13 protein-coding genes and 1 rRNA gene are annotated in these 20,080 nt (G+C 48.9%); 10 read left to right on the top strand and 4 right to left on the bottom strand.

Translation table 11 applies throughout. The features are described from left to right. Positions 1 to 456 precede the first annotated feature (456 nt). Complete coding sequence (locus DFQ00_RS23970) at positions 457 to 1,140, bottom strand: type 1 glutamine amidotransferase domain-containing protein (RefSeq protein WP_110898989.1); 684 nt, start codon at positions 1,138 to 1,140, stop codon at positions 457 to 459. A 294-nt stretch (positions 1,141 to 1,434) separates the two neighbouring features. Between DFQ00_RS23970 and DFQ00_RS23975 the strand changes: the two genes are divergently transcribed. After that, the gene (locus tag DFQ00_RS23975) at positions 1,435 to 1,902 is read left to right on the top strand and encodes a hypothetical protein (protein ID WP_110898990.1); all 468 of its coding nucleotides are present in this window, start codon (positions 1,435 to 1,437) and stop codon (positions 1,900 to 1,902) included. Positions 1,903 to 2,036: 134 nt separating this feature from the next. Here DFQ00_RS23975 and DFQ00_RS23980 read toward each other — a convergent pair whose 3' ends face one another. Next, positions 2,037 to 5,069: a DEAD/DEAH box helicase gene (locus DFQ00_RS23980; protein WP_110898991.1), complete on the bottom strand. Its 3,033-nt coding sequence runs from the start codon at positions 5,067 to 5,069 to the stop codon at positions 2,037 to 2,039. Continuing rightward, on the bottom strand, positions 5,066 to 6,895 hold the full coding sequence (locus DFQ00_RS23985) for an SWIM zinc finger family protein (RefSeq protein ID WP_208643817.1): 1,830 nt from the start codon (positions 6,893 to 6,895) through the stop codon (positions 5,066 to 5,068). The genes DFQ00_RS23980 and DFQ00_RS23985 overlap by 4 nt, the downstream gene beginning before the upstream one ends. A gap of 233 nt (positions 6,896 to 7,128) precedes the next feature. Between DFQ00_RS23985 and DFQ00_RS23990 the strand changes: the two genes are divergently transcribed. Further along, positions 7,129 to 7,947, top strand: coding sequence for an endonuclease/exonuclease/phosphatase family protein (locus DFQ00_RS23990; protein WP_110899008.1), 819 nt, complete (start codon positions 7,129 to 7,131; stop codon positions 7,945 to 7,947). A 180-nt stretch (positions 7,948 to 8,127) separates the two neighbouring features. Here DFQ00_RS23990 and DFQ00_RS23995 read toward each other — a convergent pair whose 3' ends face one another. Continuing rightward, positions 8,128 to 8,955 carry a methyl-accepting chemotaxis protein gene (locus DFQ00_RS23995; RefSeq protein ID WP_110898993.1) on the bottom strand — a complete coding sequence of 276 codons (828 nt, stop codon included), beginning with the start codon at positions 8,953 to 8,955 and terminating at the stop codon, positions 8,128 to 8,130. A gap of 377 nt (positions 8,956 to 9,332) precedes the next feature. On the opposite strand from DFQ00_RS23995, the gene DFQ00_RS24000 reads away from it, so the two are divergent. The 8 genes from DFQ00_RS24000 to DFQ00_RS24035 form a co-directional block, all read left to right on the top strand. Further along, positions 9,333 to 11,609, top strand: coding sequence for a glycoside hydrolase family 88/105 protein (locus DFQ00_RS24000; protein ID WP_110898994.1), 2,277 nt, complete (start codon positions 9,333 to 9,335; stop codon positions 11,607 to 11,609). 221 nt (positions 11,610 to 11,830) lie between these two features. Continuing rightward, positions 11,831 to 13,162 (top strand): ABC transporter substrate-binding protein, encoded by a 1,332-nt coding sequence (locus DFQ00_RS24005; RefSeq protein WP_110898995.1) that lies wholly within the window; start codon positions 11,831 to 11,833, stop codon positions 13,160 to 13,162. A 103-nt stretch (positions 13,163 to 13,265) separates the two neighbouring features. Then, positions 13,266 to 14,216: a carbohydrate ABC transporter permease gene (locus DFQ00_RS24010; protein ID WP_208643818.1), complete on the top strand. Its 951-nt coding sequence runs from the start codon at positions 13,266 to 13,268 to the stop codon at positions 14,214 to 14,216. Further along, positions 14,213 to 15,061 carry a carbohydrate ABC transporter permease gene (locus tag DFQ00_RS24015; RefSeq protein ID WP_110898996.1) on the top strand — a complete coding sequence of 283 codons (849 nt, stop codon included), beginning with the start codon at positions 14,213 to 14,215 and terminating at the stop codon, positions 15,059 to 15,061. The genes DFQ00_RS24010 and DFQ00_RS24015 overlap by 4 nt, the downstream gene beginning before the upstream one ends. 27 nt (positions 15,062 to 15,088) lie before the next feature. Further along, a complete protein-coding gene (locus DFQ00_RS24020) occupies positions 15,089 to 16,924 on the top strand; it encodes a sensor histidine kinase (RefSeq protein WP_110898997.1) in 1,836 nt (611 codons plus the stop codon). Continuing rightward, on the top strand, positions 16,921 to 18,528 hold the full coding sequence (locus DFQ00_RS24025; protein WP_110898998.1) for a response regulator: 1,608 nt from the start codon (positions 16,921 to 16,923) through the stop codon (positions 18,526 to 18,528). The genes DFQ00_RS24020 and DFQ00_RS24025 overlap by 4 nt, the downstream gene beginning before the upstream one ends. 175 nt (positions 18,529 to 18,703) lie before the next feature. Further along, positions 18,704 to 19,258 (top strand): GNAT family N-acetyltransferase, encoded by a 555-nt coding sequence (locus DFQ00_RS24030; RefSeq protein ID WP_110898999.1) that lies wholly within the window; start codon positions 18,704 to 18,706, stop codon positions 19,256 to 19,258. Between the two features lie 651 nt (positions 19,259 to 19,909). Next, positions 19,910 to 20,080, top strand: a 16S ribosomal RNA gene (locus tag DFQ00_RS24035); the annotation flags it as partial.

Below are 20,080 nucleotides of genomic sequence, written 5' to 3' on the forward strand. Positions count from 1 at the left end.
TGGTTTTTCTCCTTTTAGGCCTGACCGCAGGGCTTGGCATCGTGAAGCGCCAAGTCCATTAACACCTTACCTTAGACTGGTATCCTCTCACTTTTTCAGGTGAGAATCAGATGCTGGGCCAATCACGTACGTAAGCAGAGCCAGAATAACGAAACTATAGCTCAGGTTTTTTACGGCATATTTAATGAAGATGGTACGGTGAATGGATCGGTACCCGATTGATGTCCTAGCGGGCATATTGAACAGACGGGACTCCCCATTGTAGATGGAGTAGGGGCTGAGTTATAACCACAGGCTCATCATAGATCTGGCTGACGTCATGCCGCTTCAATATAAAACAGCACGGATCTGTCAGGGGACGACAGATCCGTGCTGTATGCTGTGTTCATCTATATTAAGCTCATGGGGGAGCGAATGGGAATGAGACTTGTTCGGGAACGCGTCCTTCTATGTTAATTACAGCCCAAGCAATTCCTTGACACTCTCAGCTACGGCTTTGCTTGATTGTGGATTCTGACCTGTTACGACACGACCGTCTGTTGTCACGTAGGAGCTGAACGGAGAAGCCTTCACGTATTCAGAAGCACGTTCTCTCAGTGCGTCTTCAAGCAGGAATGGAACATATTTTGTTTGTTGTGCAAGTTCTTCTTCCTCGTTGGTGAAGCCGGACACTTTTTTGTCGTTAATGAGAAGCAGGCCGTTGGAGAGCTTCACATTTAGCAGCGCTGTTACACCGTGACAGACACCGGACACGACACCGCCTTTTTCATAAATATCACGAGAAAGCTCTTGTAGCTCCGCGTTGTCAGGGAAATCCCACATCGTACCGTGGCCGCCAGTGAAATAGATCGCATCATAGTCACTTGCGCTCACTTCGCTTGGTTTCAGGGTGTGTTTCAACTTATTCATGAAGGATTCATTCTCGTAATAGGCTTTGGTGCTTTCGTCCAGAGAATCTCCCAGGCTTTTTGGATCAAGCGGTACGTTGCCGCCGTTCGGACTGACCAGATCAACCTGTACATTCTCGTTATGGTCGAACTCTTCAATAAAGTGAGTGGCTTCACTCAGCCACAGTCCTGTAGGCTCATCCTTGGTTGCATATTTATCGACATTGGTTAAAACAACTAATATTTTTTTCACGGTAAAACCTCCTGTATATTGGCATGGATTATATGTAATATATAAACCAAATTAAATTGTATAAAACTTAATTGTTATAAATATAACATGCTTGTTATTCAAAGTAAACTTTCTCGCTACATTTTAATTAACCAATCCAAGTAATCTAAATAATCTAAGTAATCACGAGCGAGCTGCATGAGTTTATTTAAAATTTAAAATAATAGATTTAAGTCCTGGTTCCTCTGGTATAATCATGTCGAATGATGTCAATCTTCACCAGATATCTTCTACATATGTCGGGAGGTCTATTCTATGAAAAAGTCAATCAAGCTTCTCTCTTCAACAGTTGTTGCCGCGATTGCAGCTGTATCGGTGGTTACTTCGGCATCTGCAGCAGGCAGTTATGCGATTCAACCGATTTCTTCGTTATCCAGTGTAGACATTTCTTCAACGGATATTGAAACGGCGTTAATGATGGTTCAGCAGGAGCGCAGCAGATTGCTGGAAGCTCAGCTGCAATCACAGATTCAAGTGGTTCAGCAGCGCAATCAGCAAATTGCAGAGCTGAGTGCACAATTGCAAGCAGCACAGCAAAGAGGAGATCAAGTAGCGGTGCAGTCACTGAAAGGGCAGATTGATGCCCTCAGCAATTCGCAACAAATGGATATGCTTCGTTTGCAATCTCTGTCTAACAAACGGAATGAAGCTTTTGATCTCATGACAAATTTCATAAAAAAAATGCAAGACTCCAGATCCTCCATCATTGGCAACATGCGTTAAGCGATTGCTGCGGCAGTCTTTCAAGGCTGCCCGATCGTTTACAGGTTCATAACATAACGACATGAAATGAAAAGAGCGAAGCCGGAAGTAACCTTCCTAAGCTTCGCTCTTTTTTTGTAGTGTATTTTAATCGTTTAACCAGACCAGTCTCTGCGCCGGGTGAACAGATCCTTGAGCTCATCCGTGGACAGCTCTGTAATCCAGTTCTCCGAACTGGTAATGATGTTGTCGCTTAACTGCTGCTTGCTCTCCAGCATCTCGTCGATTCGTTCTTCCAGAGTGCCGAGAGAGATGAACTTGTGTACCTGCACATCCTTGGTCTGACCCATCCGGTAAGCCCGGTCAGTCGCCTGATTCTCCACCGCAGGGTTCCACCAGCGGTCGAAATGGAAGACGTGATTGGCCGCCGTTAGATTCAGTCCTACGCCACCGGCTTTAATCGACAGAATGAAGACCGAAGGCTGTTTGTCCGCAGGCAGACTGCGAGACTGGAATTCCTCGATCATACGGTCCCGTGCAGTCTTGGATGTACCCCCATGCAGATACAATACAGGCTCCTGCAATTCCTGCCGCAGCACTTGCTGAAGCATCTGACCCATGCCGATGTATTGGGTGAAAATAAGGCAGCGCTCGCCCTCATCTCTCAGCTCGCGAACAAGCTCCATCAAGCGCTCCAGCTTGGCTGAACGGCTGATGAGCATCGCCATATCCTGCGGGCTGTACACGTCGTAGACCGAAGTTGCCGGGTCATCTGCGGGCAGTTCCTCCGGCAGGGTTTCCTTGGTCAGCAGCAGCGGATGATCACACAGCTGCTTCAATTGGGTTAACGCGGATAGAATCGCGCCTTTGCGCTTGATGCCTTCGAGTTCTTTCATTTTGTCCATTAGCGCTTGCACTGATTGGTCATATAATGCGCTTTGTTCACCCGTGAGGTGAATATAGGTTTTCATTTCATTTTTGTCCGGCAGATCGAGCTGAATATTCGGGTCCTTTTTCTTACGGCGGAGCATGAAGGGCTTCACCAGTTGCTGAAGATCCTGCATGCGCTGTTCGTCCTTATCCTTCTCAATAGCGCTGATAAAGCGGGTCTGGAAGGCACGAGCGCTGCCCAGGTAACCGGGATTGATAAAGTCATAGATGGACCATAGCTCGGCTAACCGATTCTCAATCGGCGTGCCTGTGAGCGCAATTCGGTGTTTCGCCGGGAAGCTGCGTACAGCCATCGACTGTTTCGTTTGAGCGTTTTTGATATTCTGCGCTTCATCCAGACAGATCGCAGACCATGTGTAGTTTTCGAGTAACTCCTGATCCAGTGTAGCCGTGGCATAGGAGGTAATGATAATATCCGACTGCGCAGCTTGCTCCTGAAAATCCTCCCCATGTAACCGCCGTGAGCCATAGTGCAGACTCACCCGAATGGATGGGGCGAAGCGGCTGATCTCCTTCTGCCAGTTACCCAGTACCGATGTTGGGCAGATGAGAAGTGCCGGTGCTTGTCCGGGCAAGCGGGGCTCATGCTCCTTGATGTGCAGTAAATACGTAATAAACTGAATGGTTTTACCAAGCCCCATATCGTCAGCAAGACAAGCTCCCAGACCGAATCTGCGCAGAAATCCAAGCCAGGCAAAGCCCTCCTTCTGATAGGAACGCAGCTCTGCATGAAGTCCATCGGGAACAGGCAGGGAAGGGGCGCCGCCTTGGCCGCCTCCGAGCTGGGCAATGACCCGGTTCAGATGTTCGTTTAACTCTACTTCAAGCCGAATACTCTCGCTGGTCTGAGCTTGGGGCTGCTCCTCTTCCGCCTGCTGTCCTTCTTTCCACTTCTGCTTGGCATATTCCCGCTGTTCATTGTGAAGCAGATGCAGGTGCAGAATATCCTGAAACGAGAGTCCCTGCTCCTGATCTATACCGCCCATGGCTCTCTTGATCTGCTCCAGCAGATCGGGGTCGAGCGGCACCCACTCGCCGCGGAAGCGAACCAGTCGTTCGTTACGGGCCACAAGATCCGCGAATTCTTCTTCGCTGAGATCGGTATCTCCAATGGCGATGCGCCAGTCAAAATGAATAATGGAGTCCAGCCCAAAGAACGACTGGCCTCGCTCACTGCCTTCCTCCGGTTTTACCTTGGCGCGCAGCTTCGGTTTTTTCTTGCGCGCAGCTTCCCACCAGCCCGGCAGCAGCACCTGCCAGCCCGATGCCAGCAAGCGGCCGCTCTCCTGGGTCAGGAACTGCCAGGCCTGACGGTCATCCAGCGGATCACTCAGAATATCTCGTCTGCCGCTGATGGAGCCACCGAGACGTGGCAGTTGTGCGCGTAACTGGTCCAGCCAGCCGGCCGAGCGATCCACAATAAATGGCGTCCAGCCGTCGGGCCATTCGCCTTCCAGCCTTCCGCGTGAATCGAGCATCACGGGCACAAGCACAGCGGCGTCCAGTTTGTTCTGCAGCACGAGCCGCAGGCGCCAAGACGGTTCATCGTCATCTGGCTCCTGCAATTGCAGCATCGGTCGGAACGGTGCGGCATCGGCCTTCCAGCCGATGGAGACCAGCCATGCACGAGCATCAAGGCCCGTTGTGCGCGGCAGCACCCCGCGCTCAGGAAAGAGCTGCGGGAACTCACGCCGCAGATCGGTGGCCGCTTCCTCCGAGCTGTACCATTGCTGGAATACAGCGGCGGAATAGGCAGCGCCAAGTCCTTCGGCATAGCTCTCATCCGTTTGCTGGAAAGCTTGATGCAGTGCAGCCAGGTCATGCTTTTTCAAGCTATCGGCGTCCCAGCTCCATTGTAGTTGTCCGTTGCGGTAGGCCTCGAAGCTGGGCACATACTTCCGATCCTCGATGGAAGCAGTCAGCATGGGCGACAGCTGAATCAGATACATGGCCTGCTCGTCCCATTTCCATTCAATATGAGTCAAGGTGTTCATTGCTGCAAAGAAAGGAATGACTTCTTCTGCGGGCAGTACAACCAGCTCAATCTCTTCAACCTGCCGGATTTCCAGCTCCGTACCGTAGAAGGACGGAACATGCCAGGCGAAGAGACGCTGCTTCAGTGACTGACCAGAGACAAAGTGATGTGTATTCAGGGCACCGTAAAACAAGGCGTCACCATATCCGGTCAACGCAACATGTACCTCAATCGTTTCTGTATAGGGATGTAGTAGACTCATGGAATCAGCTTACCTTTCCGAAGCTCCTCCTGCAGGGCGCGTAAACGGCTGTTGCGGACAGCGATGGTTGTGATGAAGTGCTCCCACTGCTCATCATGCTTCAATTTTTTATAGATTTTGGACAGTCGTTTCAGCAGCTTGACTGCGGCTTTGTAACCGTCCCTGTTTTTATGACCAATATAGCGCTCCACCGCCTGATGATAGAATGGCAGCAGCAACTCAGGTGCCTCCTTCTCGATCGGCTGTAATACTGCAACGCGGAATTCAAGCGGCTCGGTACCTGTACTGAGCTGAAAATCAATCCACCTGCGCCATTGCGCTCGCGAATGCATAGCATCCTCATAAGCAGGGCGAGAGTGAGGAAGCATGCTGACCAGCGTGTCCCACATGCGATGCTCCGACTCCGGTACATGCTGGATTGCGATATTCCACAGCTGCATGTAGTCCTGTAGCGGGGTGCTGCGCCGATTCGTCAGCATCGGGCCGAGCTGCACCAGCCATTCGACTAAGCGCGTCCATTCAGCTGCATCGACCAGTATGTGCAGGAATTGAAGCAGATGCTCAGGAGGAATGCCGTATGCTGTGCTGCCATGTACAAGCTTTTGCCATGCCGCTGTATCCTGCTTCAAATGGTAGTGCATCCAGCCTTGAGCCAGAACAAGCGGCAGCGGAAGGGTGACTTTACTGACAGCTCTCTGTCCGTTAAGCATCCGCTCCTTCGCTTGCTTCGCGGCATCTTCCTCGATGCTATTCAGGGCCCCCAGCTCGGTCTGCAGCAGATCCGATTTCCCCTGAAGCTGCGGTACAATCCAGTTCAGCCATAGCTTGCTGTATACTGGCGTAAAAAACATCATGTTTGCTGTCTCGGGCATCATTTCTTTTCGCAAATAACCTGCCGTCTCTCCCAGTCTTGCCTGAAACTGCTCCAGTGCCATACCTTGGAGACCAGCACAATCAAGCGGCTGGAGCAGCAGTGCTTCGAGACTCTTCTGAAGTGTGTCCACGGCCAGCTGGGCCGGGTAACTTAAATACACGGGTGTATTTGTGATGGAATTACGTGCGGGCGGAATGCAGTACCGCATGAGGTAAAGCAGAACCTGCAGCTCAAACAGCTGGTCCATGGCCGTGGACAGCTTGGGCTTAATAGCATACAGCTCATCGGAAGCCTCCTGAATGTAAGCCGTGGTTGCCGTACCTGTTCCCAGCCGCCGGAGACTGTCACGAAACAGCTCATGCCATTCCGGTATGCTCATTCCGGCCAGTTCTGATGCCTGTTCTTTAATCTCGCTGTACTGGCGGCCGTCAGAAGCATCATGGTCCTTGCCAGTCGGCTCGCCATCCGAGGCACCGCCAAAACGATAGGCTCTCCCGGAGGAGGCCATGGTCACAGGTTTAGCGACTTGCTTTAGGGAAGTAGTGGCATGTGCATTCACAAGTGCAGGGACAGGGCGTCCCTGCTGCTCCGCGTAACTCATCAGTACAGCAGCCATATGTTTGCATGGCGTGTTAACAGGACAGGTACAACGGCTGGTAGACAAGGCCTCCATGTACAACACAACCGTATAAGCTTCAGTTCCCTGCACCTCGGCCGTAATCGTCCCAGCTTCGTAAGAGTCTGATTCTGTAAGACTCCGAGTATGATCGTAGATTGCCGAAGTATCATGATGTTTGGTCTGACGGTTACTGAAGAATAATGGTCCAACACGTTTCTGTTTATAATATTGGAATCCGCGCATGATGGTCAGGTTGTTATACAGCTCTGCAACCTTATGAATCAATGCGTTCCACTGCGCGTCATCCATTTTCCATTCGTCGGGTATGTTCATCATTCCATCTCCTGGGGTAAACATGGGTTATCTAGGGACAAGGGTGACATGTGCCACGTCCATGCCTAGAGTATCAATGATTCTATCATATCAGTTCTGGAGCTGCTCGTGCAGATATGCAGGAATAGTTCATTTTGTGTATGCTTATCATATGTATTCCTTTTGAGAGCAATGCAGGGAGCAAGGCGGCCAGAGGATGTGGTCAGATTATATTAGAGCAGGAGAGAGACATCGTGAAGATCCTTACATTAAATGTCCATGCCTGGGCAGAAGAAGATCAATTGAACAAAATCAGCCAGTTGGCGGACTTTATCAATAAACATCAGTTTGACGTTATTTCCATGCAGGAGGTTAACCAGTCTATTGAGGAGTGCGCTCTGTCTGAGGAAGCATTGAAGACATATCTACCCACGGATGCGGACGCTGTGATTAAAAAAGATAACTACGCCCATGTCCTGCTGCAGCAGTTGACCGAGACTTATTATTGGACATGGGTTCCAACACATATCGGGTTTCGCACATATGATGAAGGACTGGCGATTCTAAGCCGGACGCCGATTACATGTTCATTTGAGGAATACGTGTCCCACCTGCGGGATTACAACAATTACCGTACACGTAAAATCGTAGGCATCGAGACGGCGGTATCAGGTGAAACAGCATGGTTCGTTAATGGACATTTTAATTGGTGGGATGATGCGCAGGAACCTTTTAAGGGCCAGTGGGATCTGACGGAGAGCAAGCTTGCAGCTTACATGCATCAGCCTTTATATCTCATGGGCGATTTTAACAACGTCGCTGAGATTCGCGGAGAGGGCTATGATTACATGATGGAGCATGGCTGGAATGATCTGTACACGACAGCGAAGCAAAAGGATGACGGAGCCACCGTTGTCAAAGCGATCGCTGGGTGGGCCAACAATGAACGTCCGCTGCGAATTGATTATATTTTCTCGAATCGTCCGGTACAAGCCCAGTCTTCCACAGTGGTGCTTAATGGCAAGAACGGCCCTGTTGTGTCTGATCACTTCGGAGTTGCAGTTGAACTCTGATGTTACTAATTTTGATATGCAGGCGCAGTTTGGCTTGAGAGCTGTTAGCTTGCTTGAAAATAAGAAGCCTCCGTTCATTTTCTTGATAGGGAAAACGAACAGAGGCTTCTTCATGCTGTACTGCATTCATATCGTATGTACATCGTGATGGCTAGTATGGACTTTTTTGATAAAGAGAAATTACTCAAGTGCCAGCATTTGCTGCACAAAGGTTTTCAGGTTGGTACTGGTCTCACCGAGTTGCTCGATACTCTGCATAAATTCGCTCACAAGCTTGGCCTGATCTACCGTAGCTGTTGTGATCTGTCCAATCTCCTGCTCCATATGTTTCATGGAATCCTGCACGCTTCCCAGCGAGGTTTCGATATCTGATGCAGCCTGTTTGGTATGATCGGAGAGCTTGCGAACCTCGCTGGCGACTACGCCGAATCCGGCTCCCTGCTCTCCGACACGAGCGGCCTCAATCATGGCATTCAAACCAAGCAGGTTCGTTTGCTCAGATACCTCGCGAATAACGTTCGTTACTTTGGTAACGTTCACAGAGTTCTCGGAGGCCTTTTTCGAATTTCGCAAAATTTCCTCCGAGGTTGCTGACAGTTGCTCTGAATGAGCTGCAATTTGTTGAATGCCGCCAACGAGAGCATTAATGGTTGTTTCATTTTCGTTGATCAGTGTTTCCAGTTTCAGGTGATTATCAAGAGCATAGTTAACCCCCAGAATACCGACAACTTGCCCGTTCTGCTTCAAAGGGATAAGAATGGAATCAAAGGGTCTACCCTGAAGATCACCTGGCATCCGTACAATGGTGCGCGAGTCCTTGTTCGTCAGCATTTTGAAATCTTTATAGTCATTATGCAGCTCGTCTCCAGCTTTTACACCGATATTCAGACTTTTCGCTTCGGAGAAATATAATACCTTTTCATGGTCATTAATAGAGATGGAGATATCATCGCGGAACATCTGACTGACAAATGGCATTGCATGGACCAGAGCTTCAAGTGTATTCAATAGGTATCTTTCCTTCCGATATGAGATGGGATAATCAGGAGTTATATGTATGTTTATCGGCGCTATTTCTTAAAATGCTTAAACAAATATTGTAAGATGGGGAAGGGCATTATTGTAAATGCTAGGCAAATAACAAACTTGGGTGTAAGCGCAAACAAAAATCTGTAGCCACCATGAGTCATGTCAGTTATACTAAGGATATTCATTCAGAGTTGTTTATCAAAGTAAAGTGACAACACCTTCCCGTTCAAGGGAGAATCCTACCGAGGTTAAGCGCTATATCTAATTAAAATGAGACAAAAGATTGTCGTCCTGTATATAGGCATGATTTTAAAAAAATTCAAAGTGTATTCCAACATGAGAGGGATGTGGCATTCATGACAACATATTTCAGTGAACCGCAAAGCATGTATTACCGATTTGGAGAAGATCAGGAGCAGGTATTGAAGGTGCTTGCAGAGAGATATATCGGTGCCAATGCACAGGCCGATTTCGTATACCGTGTGTTTCAGCAGTCGGGCATTCTGCAAAATGACAAAGGGCTTTATGATCTGAATATGAGTAAACGCTTTCCTGATGCGTCCAAGGATCACATTTCCTACGCTGCTGCACTGGTGTGGGGGGATGAGCATCGTAATCTGGATGTGCTTGTTCGCTGCTATGGTCCGGTACGTTTTTACTTCAATAATGAGTTAATCTACCGTTCAACGGTCATTGATGAAATTACACCAGATGCAACGGTGAAGTTGGGAATTGACATTCAGCCTGGATGGAATACGGTATGGCTGGAGATGAAGAATACACCTGCCGGTTTTGGATGCCAGTTTGGTTCTGATGAAGGCAAGGTGCGAATTCTGAACGTGCTGGCGCCTTTTCATGAGCGTTCAGGGCAGGCGGGCTGGGTTTTCTCCGAGCCTGTATCATCCGCACATGCACAGCCAAACCTGCTCGCAGGTCAAGAGGAGAATGATTTGAAATGGCTGCCTGAGGTCCAGTGGTCTGCCTCCGAGCGGAATACACCTGCTCTGGAACGAATCTATGGGCTACTGCCCGGAAGACATGCTTATGCATGGACACACCTGGACAATCGTGATGCAACCGGACGTCCGGTTCGGTTAACTGGACAATCCCAGGGCTCCATGCGCATATGGCTTGGTGGTCAATCTGTTGCAGAGGTTATCGAAGCGGGGCCGTTTGATGTGGAAGTAACAGCCGCATTTGGACGGAATGATCTGCTCATTCGCAGTGAATGTCAAGCAGGGTCCGATTCATGGGGATTTGAATTGAAGGCATTGATTGGAACGGAAGCGCTTCAACTTCAGCTTCCACACCGAGTACAGGGGGCATCAGGTGACTGCTGGCTGTATGCTGGCCCATTTGAAGCAGGTGCAGAACCGGAGCTTTCGGATCTGATGCGTATGGATCGTGTGTACCAGACAAGCGTAGCGAAGCAAGGTTCAGCACGGACATACTGGCGGCTGGATCGGCCAGATGCGTTTATCCGACCTTACTATGAGAATGCGATGCTGAGCAATAAATGGACGGTGGGCAGTGTGACCAACTATGGACGTTGGGATTATCCGCTGGGTGTTACCGTTTATGGATTGCTTCAAGCTGGACGTTATATGCAAAGACCGGATATTACACGTTATGCAGCTGAGCATGTGCAGGCGTGCACGCAGATGTATGAATATTCGCTGTGGGATCGTGAGCAATACGGCTTTCCGGCAATCAATCAGCAGCTGATTATGCTGAAAATGTTGGATAACTGTGGTTCCTTTGGCTCCGCGATGCTGGAGTCATATACCGAATGTAAGGAGCCTACCTTCCTGCCGATTGCTGATCGCATCGCAGATTTCATGCTTTCCCGCCTGGAGCGTAGATCGGACGGGGCGTTCTATCGTACATGTGCCGGAGAGTATGCGGAGAACACGATGTGGGCAGACGATCTGTATATGAGCACCCCGTTCTTAGTACGGTATGCCCGTGTGACAGGGAAGTCCGAAGCGCTCGACGAAGCAGCAAAACAGTTTTCACTTTACCGTAAATATCTGTTCATGCCAGAATACAAAATTATGTCTCATGTATATGATTTCAAATATGAACAGGCAACACAGATTCCTTGGGGTCGCGGCAATGGATGGACGCTGTTCTCCCTGACAGAAGTGTTGGAGGCTTTGCCGGAAGAACATCCGGAGCGCCCGGCTCTTATTGCCTTTTTCAATGAACTCTGTGAAGGCTATGCCGCCCTGCAAAGTGAGAGCGGACTTTGGCATCAGGTGCTGAACAATTCACAGACCTATCTGGAAGCCTCCTGTACAGCCATGTTTGCTTATGGCTTTGCGCGTGGAGTGCGTTTCGGCTGGTTCAAGGACCCGTCAGCCTATGTTACGGCTGCCCAGCGGGCATGGAAGGGACTGGTGTGCAACGCAATTGACCGTCAAGGGAATGTGCATGGTGTATGCAGTGGATCCAGATATGCATTTACTGCCGAGTATTACGATCAGGACTTGCGTACGGTGACCAACGATAACCACGGCATTGGTATCATGATGCTGGCCGGGACAGAGGTGGCCAAAATGGAGCAGCACCTGTCGGACCGTATCACGAACTCTCCCGTCCTATCTGCTTCAGCCGCTTCAGCAGCACATTAAACTTGAAATATGATAAGAGCATATAGCGAATGAACGATGTCTATCATGTTTGAGGAAAAGAGCGCCGCCGGGAATATGATTTCCGGTGGTTTTTCATTCCTGAGAACCCCTTACTTTTTTGACAGGATAGCTTACTTTTGTTTATGTCATGTGGAGTGACAGACGATTACAATAATATTGTAAGCGATTTCATATAAGCAAAAAGGGGAGGAAATTCATTCATGATCAGCACGAAAAAATGGGTAACCCTGTTCTGCCTGTCCCTGTTATTATTTGCTACAGCCTGCTCCGGTGGTACCTCGAGTAAGCCTGCATCCTCCGGTGAGACAAGCCAAAGCGATTCAGCTGACAAAATTGAACTGCGCATGACGTGGTGGGGATCACAGACCAGACATGATCTGACCACCAAAGTGATTAAACTGTTCGAAGAGAAGCACCCAAACATTACAATTAAACCTGAATATTCAGGATGGGATGGATATTTTGACAAGCTGACAACTCAGGTTGCCGGTTCCAATGCCCCGGATATTATCCAGATGGACTACGCCTTCCTGACAGACTTTGCCCGGCGTGGAGCTCTGCTTGATCTGACTCCATATGCCGATAAGGAGCTGCGTATAGCCGATCATGACAAGAGCATGATCAAAGCCGGCTCGATTGACGACAAATTATATGCGATTACTCTCGGAGTGAACGCGCCAGGTGTCATCTACGATGCAACGCTGTTCCAGGAACTGGGCATTGAAGAGCCAAAGGAAAGCTGGACCTGGGATGACTTCTCAGCGACTGCAGCCAAAATAGCTGCGGACAAGGGAGAAGGCTTCTACGGCTCGGCTGACATTTCCGGTGCTACGAATATGTTTGAGGTGTTTGTGCGCCAGTCAGGCAAAGGTTTGTTTGAGGACGGTACGATAACAGCGACGAATGATCAATTGAAGCAGTGGTTTGAGATGTGGGCTAAGCTGCGTGAGAACAGAGGGGCTACCTCTGCCGAAGTGACAGCATCTACAACCAATGCTCTGGAAACAAGACCGATCTCTTTAGGTACAGCGGCAATGGATTTTGCTTGGTCCAATCAGCTACTGACTTTCCAGCAGGTGAACAAAAATCAGGATCATAAGCTGGGCATTCAAGTGTTGCCTCATGGCGCGAATGAACAGCGGATTGGCGAGTATCTGAAGCCAGGCCAGTTCATGTCGGGTTATTCCAAATCCAAACATCCCAAAGAAGTAGCTATGTTCATTGACTTTATGGTTAACGACCCGGAAGCAACGGCGATTCTTGGCTCCGAGCGCGGTGTTCCTGTTAATGCAAGCATTCGTGAGCAGATGCAGCCTAAGCTATCAGAGGCTGAACAGGTTATTTTCCAATTCATTGATACCGTATCGAAGCATTCCAGTGAGATTAGCCCACCATACCCGCAAGGATTCGCTGAAGTGGACACGAGTTTCAAAAGTGCAAGCGAACAAATCGCTTTTGGCCAAGGTAACATGCCAGATATCATCACTCAGTTTATCGAAGGCGCCAAAGCAACGCTTGCATCCAGCCAGTAACAAGTTGAAGCAGTAGCATCAAACAAGCTCAACCTGTCCCTGACATTGTAACTGGCCGATAACCGTTCCGAATGACTTCAAATACTGCGGGGAGGTTGCGAAAATGACGACATCACAGGTCAGTCAAGCCAGAATCGAGAAAGTAGCCGCCCGGCGAGTAAAACGTCGCTACGCCCATAATGGAGCAGCTCTGTTATTTCTCGCGCCCTGGCTTGTCGGATTATTGTTCTTGACCCTGGGTCCCATGCTTGCATCGTTATACATTTCTTTTACCGACTACAGTATCCTGGCCGCCCCGAACTGGGTCGGTCTGGATAACTACATCACGATGTTTACGTCTGACAAATTGTTTGCGAAGTCACTTCAAGTGACATTTACCTATGTAGCTGTATCCGTTCCGCTTAAACTGATCTTTGCCCTGTTTGTTGCCATGCTGTTGAATAAAGGCATTCGCGGGCTTGGAATATACCGCACGGTGTATTACATTCCGACATTGCTGGGTGGCAGCGTAGCGATTGCGATGTTATGGCGTAAAATGCTGGGCGGTGACGGACTGCTCAACAGTGTGCTGGCAATGGTAGGCATTAAAGCACCGGACTGGGTAGCGAATCCGAAGTATGCGCTGTATTCCATTGTACTGTTGTCCGTATGGCAATTTGGCTCCTCGATGATCATTTTCCTGGCCGGTCTCAAGCAGATTCCGCCGGAATATGACGAAGCCTCGGCTGTCGATGGAGCAGGCCCGATGCGCAGATTCTTCTATATTACCTTGCCGATTCTGTCGCCGGTCATTTTCTTCAATCTGGTTATGCAGTTGATCACATCCTTTCAATCGTTCACGCAGGCCTTCATCATCAGTAACGGTAGTGGTGGACCAGTGAACTCAACATTGATGTACTCGCTGTATCTGTACAAAAAGGGATTTTCCTTCTTCCAGATGGGCTATGCCTCCGCGATGGCGTGGGTGCTGGTAATTCTGATCGGCGTATTTACATTGCTCGTATTCCGTAGCAGCAAGCTCTGGGTACACTATGAGGATGGTGGAAAATCATGATAGGACAACGGAATGCTACAGCATGGATTGTTACCAAGCATGTACTGATCTCAGGCATCGCCTTTATCATGCTTTATCCTGTCTTGTGGATGCTGGGCAGCTCATTCAAGCCAGGGCATATGATTTTTACGGAGACCTGGTTCTGGCCCAAAGAGTGGAATTGGCAAAATTACATGACAGGCTGGTCGGGAATTCAGGGGAATGCCTTCTCAAAATTTCTGACGAACTCCATCGTTCTATCGCTTGGAGCGGTGCTAGGCAATGTGATCTCCTGCTCGATGGCGGCATATGCCTTCGCCCGGTTGAATTTTCGCTTCAAGGCTATCTGCTTCGGATTGATGCTAATGACCATTATGCTGCCTCATCACGTTACACTGATTCCGCAGTATATTCTTTTTAATCATCTGGAGTGGGTGAATACGTACCTGCCGCTTGTAATCCCGAAATGGCTGGCAACGGATGCATTCTTCATCTTCCTGATGGTACAGTTTTTCCGGGGGCTGCCTCGGGAACTGGATGAAGCAGCGACTATTGATGGATGTGGTCCAGTAAGAATCTATACCAAAATCATTATCCCGCTCGCTTTTCCGGCACTTGTCACTACGATGATCTTTACGTTCCTGTGGACATGGGATGACTTCTTCAGTCAACTGATCTACCTGAGCGATGTGAGCAAGTACACGGTTCCGCTAGGACTGCGTTTGTTCCTGGATTCCAGCTCGCAATCCGATTGGGGTCCAATGTTCGCGATGTCTGTTTTATCCCTTGTGCCATGTTTTATCGTATTTATCGTGTGTCAAAAGTACTTCGTGGAAGGAATCGCGACCTCTGGGCTCAAAGGGTAATTCCAAGACGAAACGAGTTGATTCCGTATGCGAAAGGCAAGATGGTCCTCCTATATTCTTCAAAAGCTGCAACAAAGCAAGCTCTCCACATTGATGGTGACTTGCTTTATTGCGTTTAATCTGTTGCTTGTTTCGATCATTGTCTGGCTGTCCTATCAGTCGTTCTCTGCCGTCACCTTTACCGAGATCAGTAAAGCACGACTCGCACTCCTCAATGAAAGCACAAGGCGGGGATTTGATTTCATCACAGGAGTAACGGGTACTGCTTATAGCTTGGCAAGCAACAGAGAGTTGTCTAGCCTGCTAGAAACGACCGGCATGGGGAGGCTTGCACAGATCCACCAGCGGCGAGAGGTTTCGCGAATTCTGGATCATACGATCGTGGTGAGTGAAGGCATCACCTCGGTTGAGCTGTATACGGATGCGTTTAATGAAGTGACCGTTACGATGGCTGACCATATTTTTTCGTTAGATACCCTTGCGAATGATGCCTGGTTTTCTGCGCTGGAAAAGGCTGATGCCGCCTGGGTTCCACTTCGTGAGAATGCATCGGGACAATCCTTGGTAGGGTATGCGCAGCGAATCTTCGATAGTCGTGGCGGGACGGTTGCTTATGTGCTTATACGTCTAAGCAGAGCGGACATTGTACGCAGGTTCGCTGATGTACCAATGGTGTTGGATGGAAACGTGCTGCTGGTGGATACTGCGGGCAATGTCGTGATGCAGATGGGAAAAGCTGCGGCGGCAGGGGGGGATGCCTGGTCCGATCAGGCTTATACAGATTCATCTTCTTCTATTATAGATAGCGAGTGGATTCAGGAGCATGCCCAGGCTGGGGAAGATGGGTTTGAAGTGGTGTCGGGTCAACCTGGAGGGGCGCAGCTGGTGCTTTACTCCAAACCGGCGATGCTCCAGTGGCGGCTTGTACAGACAATTCCCGTGTATACACTTCTATCTCCAGTTCGGCAAGCGGGCTGGCAGATCCTTGGTATCGCAGTGCTTGGACTGTTGTGCTCGGCTGTGCTCGCATATGTGTTTGTACGGCAGATTATCCGCCCATTACGGCAATTAATTAAACGCATGAGACAGCTTGAAAAAGGAGACTTCGACACTCGTGTACAACTGTCTTTTACGGAGGAATATGCCCATTTGGCATACGGATTCAACCATATGGCTTCACAGCTGACGATGCTGATGGAGCAGGTCAAGGATGAGAGTCGTGCCAAGCGCGAAGCCCAGACCAGTCTGCTTGAAGCGCAGATCAAACCCCATTTTCTGTACAATACGCTGGATATGATTCACTGGCGTGCTCTCGATTATGATGCCAAGGACATCAGCCGTATGATTGTGCAGCTGAGCAAGCTGCTGCGGATTGGGCTGAGCGGGGGCAGACTGTTTATTCGTGTGCGTGATGAGCTGGAGCATGCCCGGTGTTACGTCAGCATTCAATCCGAACGTTTGCCGTTTGCCATTCAGTATCAGGAGCGTATTGATCCGCGCATTCGGGGTTGTTATATTCCCAAGATCATCTTGCAGCCTTTTATTGAAAATGCCGTTATGCACGGACATCCAAGGGAAGAAACACTCCGCATTCAAGTACATATCGAGCAGGACGATCGAGCTGTCCCCGATATCAGGATACGGATCACAGATAATGGACAAGGTCTGATGAATGAGTGGAGCATGGAAGATTCGAAAGGGATTGGTGTACGCAACGTACATCAGCGCATACAGCTATACTGTGGACAAAGGTACGGCGTGCAATTGAGTAATGGAGGTTCAGGCGGTGTGGAGGTGCAAATCACGCTACCGCGCATTGAGACCGAAGAGCAATTAAATCTGTGGCTGGACGGTGAAAAATGATGAAAACCATTATGCTTGTGGATGATGATCCGCATATTGTCAAAGCGCTGACCGAGCATATCGACTGGCCTTCATTGGGCCTGAGCATTGCAGGTACAGCTGCAAGCGGGGAGGAGGCGCTGGAACTCTTCCACCGCATGCGTCCAGATCTCGTCATGACCGATGTTTACTTGCCGGGTATGACTGGACTTGAAGTTACGCAGGCACTGCGGCGCGACTGTCCTCACCTTCCGATCATTATCCTTAGCGGATATGACGAATTCGAGAACGCCAGAGCGGCTATGCGCTGGGGTGTAAATCATTTTTTGCTGAAGCCGGCGGAGGTAGAGGAGATTGAGTCTGTGCTGCGGGAGGTACTGTTGGAACAGGATGTGCGAGAGCGGCATGAGCGGCTAGAGCAGACGTACAAACAAGAAGCAGGGCGGGTGCTTCCTTATCTGCGCAAGCAGTTTCTACATGAACTGCTCACCACACGTTATCGAGCCGATGAATTGCCCGAAGCGCGCATGGAATATATCGGATTTCGGATGTACCCTCAGATTCGAGCGGTTAGTCTGCATCTGAATCGGCCTGGTTTTATGACGAAAATGAAGGAGCGGGACTGGCAACTGCTACGCTACGGGGCGGCCGATATTATTCAGGAGACGGTGAAGGAGCATGGCTCCCGGATGGCAGAGGGGCAGCTGGAGATTGTGGACTATTCAGATCAGGTCTTTGTGTTGCTGATGCTGGGTGATCAGGATTATTTTGAAGAGTTGCAGGCGCTAGTGAGTCGAATGATGGATCAGATTTTTACTTATCTGAAAATTGAGGTTAGTGCAGGTATTGGCCGCTTAAAATACCATCTCTGTGAGGTGATTGACTCTTATCTGGAGAGCCGGGAAGCGGTGGAGCGAGCGGAATTTCAGGGTGGAAGTCGTATATATCACTATGAGGCAGGCGAGGGGGCTGAGCGTAGCGTCAAAGATTATTCCTTGCTGCTTCATCAGTGGAATGAGGCGTGGGCTGATATGCGAATCAATCTGGCAGAGGAAATATGGCTTCAGCTGTTTCATTCCCTGCAGGAAGGAAAATGTGCGGGTATTCAGGATGCGCAGGTCATTGCCGTCAGTTTATTTGATACGATGATGCACAGTTGGAAAAAACAGCACCCGATGCTTACCCCTCCGCTCACGATGAGTGATTTCTTGCGTGAAATACAGTCAAAGTATGCTCTTCATGATCTGATTAGCTGGATGAATGGGGTGATCCGGGACTGGCTGGAGCAGCTTCGTAAAGAAATGGGCGAGAAGAAAAGCAATAAACTCATTGCGCAAGTGAAACAGTATGTGGAGGAGCACTTCGCAGAGGAGATCAGTTTCGAGGCGATTGCGAAAAGTCTTTTTGTTCACCCTAAATATTTGAGTCAATTATTCAAAAGGGTGACGGGAGAGAATTTCGTCAGCTATCTGAATGGATATCGTATTCAGCGGGCAGTGGAGCTGTTGCAATCGGGACATTACATGGTCTATGAAGTAAGCGAGATGACGGGATTTCGCAATGCGACGTATTTTAGCCAGGTATTTAAGATGTTAACGGGAAAAAGTCCGTCTGAAATTGGATAGGGTGGTCGAATACACTAATATGTATGATTTCAAGGTTAGATGGAGCCTGAGTGGATCGTTTTTATAGAAGGAACGGTTTGAAGATAGGGGATGAAGGGATAAAGAGCTTGATATGTAATTCAAGTGAGGACTTGATCGCTTTTATTTTATAATAGACAGGAGTGGGGGTGTTGAGATGATCATTCATCAGCAAGAGTATGAAGTTAAAGGTGTGACGTATACAATTCGTTCTGCCGAGGCCAAGGATGCTGGCATCTTATGTACACTTCGTGTGCAGCTGGATGGGGAAACGGAGCATATGGATCGGGAAGCAGGTGAAGCTTTCATAGATGAGAGGGGTTTTGAAGAACTGATTCATATGGATGCTGAAAAGAGTACGAATCTTTTTCTGGTAGCCGAAGTATCGGGACGGGTAGTTGCATACAGCAGATGTGCGGGGAGTGAGTTGAAGCGTTTTAAGCATCAGGTCGAGTTTGGAGTATGTGTTGCACGTGCTTTCTGGGGGTATGGCATTGGCAAGGCTTTATTGAAGTTGTGTCTGGATTGGGCGGACAGGAATGCCATAGAAAAGGTCACATTAAAGGTGCTTGCAACAAATGAGAAGGCCATTCGTTTGTATGAGTTGAACGGGTTTGAGATTGAGGGTATCCTCAAAAGAGACCGTCGACATGCTGATGGACAGTATTACGATACCATTATCATGGGGAGGTTGGCTGAGGGGGCATTGTGATTGCATCAAGATGAGCAGTACTGGCATTGATGAGTTCATAACCTTTTCGAAGAAGATAAGCGGCGGTTCAAAATGGAGATGTGATGTGTGAATTTATAATTACGAAGGTACTTGATGGGATAAGGGTTGCACACCTCTAATTGTTGTAAGGATCAGTGAGGAATATTCGAAACTAATGTACTGTGTAGATCAGGACTAAAGTTCAAAGTTTATTAGATGGCAAAATAGTGCTTGGTGGCTAAGAGGATGGTATATTTTACAAGTTGCCAACAGGTTCTATACATGGTATATTCTAATTCCGGCCAAGAAAACACGGTTTACACAGTGCGGCAAGCAGCTTAATAAAAAGCTTCGAAAGAAACTTAAAAAAAGAGCTTGCAAAGTTGGTTCGAACATGATAAGATATAAGAGTTGCTGAAGCGAACAAGCGACAGTGACAAAACGAAGTTTGATCTTTGAAAACTGAACAACGAGTGAGTAAACATTCTGCTTGCAGAATGAACGTGAAGGTTTTTGATACAAGCCATCTGGCTGTATGAAAACTGGAACAACAATGAGATTAACAATCTCGTCAGATTCAAAATGAGCTTATCGCTCTTTTCGATACACCGATGAGTTTCACAGCGTTGAACGACGCTGTGAAATTCATCTTTATTGGAGAGTTTGATCCTGGCTCAGGACGAACGCTGGCGGCATGCCTAATACATGCAAGTCGAGCGGACTTGAGGAGAAGCTTGCTTCTCTGATGGTTAGCGGCGGACGGGTGAGTAACACGTAGGCAACCTGCCCTCAAGCTTGGGACAACTACCGGAAACGGTAGCT

The sequence above is a fragment of the Paenibacillus barcinonensis genome (assembly GCF_003217495.1).
Lineage (GTDB): Bacteria > Bacillota > Bacilli > Paenibacillales > Paenibacillaceae > Paenibacillus > Paenibacillus barcinonensis.

What these genes read in the sequence shown, in the direction of transcription:
- DFQ00_RS23980 (WP_110898991.1), bottom strand. Translation starts at nt 5,069, where the DNA reads ATGAGTCTACTACATCCCTATACAGAAACGATTGAGGTACATGTTGCG.
- DFQ00_RS24000 (WP_110898994.1), top strand. Translation starts at nt 9,333, where the DNA reads ATGACAACATATTTCAGTGAACCGCAAAGCATGTATTACCGATTTGGA.
- DFQ00_RS24015 (WP_110898996.1), top strand. Translation starts at nt 14,213, where the DNA reads ATGATAGGACAACGGAATGCTACAGCATGGATTGTTACCAAGCATGTA.
- DFQ00_RS24010 (WP_208643818.1), top strand. Translation starts at nt 13,266, where the DNA reads ATGACGACATCACAGGTCAGTCAAGCCAGAATCGAGAAAGTAGCCGCC.
- DFQ00_RS24030 (WP_110898999.1), top strand. Translation starts at nt 18,704, where the DNA reads ATGATCATTCATCAGCAAGAGTATGAAGTTAAAGGTGTGACGTATACA.
- DFQ00_RS23985 (WP_208643817.1), bottom strand. Translation starts at nt 6,895, where the DNA reads ATGAACATACCCGACGAATGGAAAATGGATGACGCGCAGTGGAACGCA.
- DFQ00_RS24025 (WP_110898998.1), top strand. Translation starts at nt 16,921, where the DNA reads ATGATGAAAACCATTATGCTTGTGGATGATGATCCGCATATTGTCAAA.
- DFQ00_RS23975 (WP_110898990.1), top strand. Translation starts at nt 1,435, where the DNA reads ATGAAAAAGTCAATCAAGCTTCTCTCTTCAACAGTTGTTGCCGCGATT.
- DFQ00_RS24020 (WP_110898997.1), top strand. Translation starts at nt 15,089, where the DNA reads ATGCGAAAGGCAAGATGGTCCTCCTATATTCTTCAAAAGCTGCAACAA.
- DFQ00_RS24005 (WP_110898995.1), top strand. Translation starts at nt 11,831, where the DNA reads ATGATCAGCACGAAAAAATGGGTAACCCTGTTCTGCCTGTCCCTGTTA.